Annotated in this window: 2 protein-coding genes and 2 pseudogenes; 2 read left to right on the top strand and 2 right to left on the bottom strand. The window is 65.0% G+C overall.

The genetic code is table 11. The features are described 5' to 3' along the window. Together EN906_RS31980 and EN906_RS31985 are read right to left on the bottom strand one after the other, a co-directional pair. Positions 1–272, bottom strand: a pseudogene (locus EN906_RS31980) (hypothetical protein); the annotation flags it as partial. A 209-nt stretch (positions 273–481) separates the two neighbouring features. Next, on the bottom strand, positions 482–1228 hold the full coding sequence (locus EN906_RS31985) for a 3-oxoacyl-ACP reductase family protein (RefSeq protein ID WP_127270861.1): 747 nt from the start codon (positions 1226–1228) through the stop codon (positions 482–484). Between the two features lie 98 nt (positions 1229–1326). Here EN906_RS31985 and EN906_RS31990 point away from each other — a divergent pair, with 98 nt between their 5' ends. Both EN906_RS31990 and EN906_RS39060 read left to right on the top strand, forming a co-directional pair. Further along, the gene (locus EN906_RS31990) at positions 1327–1941 is read left to right on the top strand and encodes a TetR/AcrR family transcriptional regulator (RefSeq protein ID WP_127270858.1); all 615 of its coding nucleotides are present in this window, start codon (positions 1327–1329) and stop codon (positions 1939–1941) included. Positions 1942–1995: 54 nt separating this feature from the next. Further along, positions 1996–2091, top strand: a pseudogene (locus EN906_RS39060) (rhodanese-like domain-containing protein); the annotation flags it as partial.

A 2091-nucleotide genomic window follows, 5' to 3' on the forward strand; every position in this document is an offset into this window, starting at 1 on the left:
AAGTCGACGCGAACCAGCCGGTCCGCCTTGTAGGTGTAATAGGATGGGCTGCTGATTCTCGCGCCGCCACCGCCACCGCTGGCCGGAGCCTTCGGCTTTGGCTTGTGCTTCGGTGGCGGGGGCGGAAACTCGCCTTTCGGCGCGTGCTTTACGCCGCCGCCGAAAAGCATGTCGAACAGCCCCTGCGCGCCTGCCTGGGGTACACCGAAAGCCAGCGTTGCCGCGATCGCCACCAGCGGCATCACGGTTGCTTTGTTTCCGAGGAATTTCATGAATCACCCGCTCCGGCCGCAACCGGTTCCCGTTCCGCACGCTAGATCGTCCCGCTCACCGCATGGCGGATGTAAGGCGCGACTATACTGATTCATACCGATTTCGTTAAGCTTTCATAAATTTTGGAAAGCCTGTTGCAGAACGGTTTCACAAGATCGTGACGGCTGGAGCGGAGGGTTGTTCCGCCCCAGCCGGAAATCTCTCGGGATCAGGCGTTGGCGCCGCCATCGATGGTCAGGGCAGCGCCGGTGACGAAGCGGCCTTCAGGGCCTGCAAGCCAGGCGACCATGCCGGCAATGTCATCGGCCTTGCCGAAACGCGGTGTTGCCATTTTCCGGCGCTGATGCTCGGCATGCGGGCCGTCGGCCGGGTTCATGTCGGTGTCGGTCGAACCGGGATGGACGACGTTGGCGGTGATGCCGCGCGGGCCGAGGTCGCGCGCCAGCGCCCTGGTCAGGCCGACCAGCGCCGCCTTGCTGGCCGAATAGGCCGTGAGGCTGCCGTCGGTCGCCCTCTCGGCAAGGTTGCTGCCGATCGAGATGATGCTGCCGCCCTCACCCATATGCACGGCCGCCGCCTTCGAGGCGATGAATGGAGCCCGGAGATTGACCTCCATGGTCTCGTCGAAATCTGCGAGCGACAGCGTGTCGATGGGGGCGGCCCGCCAGATGCCGGCGCTGTTGACCAGGATGTCGAGCCGGCCGAAGGCGGTCACTGCGTCATCGACGGCCTTGTCTATGGCCACCGCATCGCGGTTGTCGGCCTTGATCGCGATGGCGCGGCCGCCCTTGGCCTCGATTTCGGCGACAACCGAGCGGGCCTGCTCCTCGCCATGCACATAAGTTAGCGCGACACTGGCGCCGTCGGCCGCGAGCCGTCGCGCAATCGCCGCACCGATGCCGCGACTGCCGCCGGTGACGAGCGCGGCCTTGCCGCCCAGTTGGTTGGATGACATCGATTTCTCCTTTTGTAACGATCGATACATAAATACCTGTCAGCCTTGCCCGTCGGCGTCAACTTAATTATGTATCGATCAACACAGAAAAGAGCATCATGCCGGAACGAGGCCGCCCCCGCACTTTCGATCGAACCGCAGCCCTGCGCCGCGCGATGGAGGTGTTCTGGGCCCGTGGTTACGAAGGCGCGTCGATGAGCGAGCTGACCGCCGCCATGGGCATCAACTCGCCCAGCCTCTACGCTGCCTTCGGCAGCAAGGAGGCGCTGTTCCTGGAGGCGACGGATTTTTACTCGCACACCGAGGGTGCCGACATCTGGCTGGCGCTGGAGGAAGCTCCGACTGCGCGGCAGGCGATCGAACAATTCCTGAGCCTGACGGCGAGGGCCTATGCGCAGAGCGATCGTCCGCAGGGCTGCCTGATCACGCTGGGCGCACTGCATCAGGATTCGAGCCGCGGCGCCATCTGCGACGACCTGCGCCGTCGTCGCGCCGAAAACCACACCGCACTGCAGAAGCGTCTGGAGCGCGGCGTTGCCGAAGGCGAATTGCCGGCGGATTTCGATGCGAGCGCCGCCGCGACCTTCTTCGCCACGGTCCAGCACGGCATGTCGATCCAGGCGCGCGACGGCGCCTCGCATAATGCCCTGCTGGCGACGGTAGCCGGGGCCATGGCGGCCTGGAGGACGCTGGCCGGCGGCAGCGCGGCGTGACAAACGCCGGCTGGTGTGCTCGAAATCCGCCAGCAAGGCGGGAGGGATGAGAGCGTGAAAAAGGGTTATCGCGAGCTGCTGGACGAGGCGAACGCCGTGATCGAGGTGGTTTCGCCGGAGGAGGCGGCCGGGCTGATCGACGATGAAGAC

The sequence above is a fragment of the Mesorhizobium sp. M7A.F.Ca.CA.004.06.1.1 genome, assembly GCF_003999135.1.
GTDB lineage: Bacteria > Pseudomonadota > Alphaproteobacteria > Rhizobiales > Rhizobiaceae > Mesorhizobium.

Bases quoted from the DNA above. Each gene is read 5' to 3' on its own strand.
- EN906_RS31990 (WP_127270858.1), top strand. From the start codon at position 1,327: ATGCCGGAACGAGGCCGCCCCCGCACTTTCGATCGAACCGCAGCCCTG.
- EN906_RS31985 (WP_127270861.1), bottom strand. From the start codon at position 1,228: ATGTCATCCAACCAACTGGGCGGCAAGGCCGCGCTCGTCACCGGCGGC.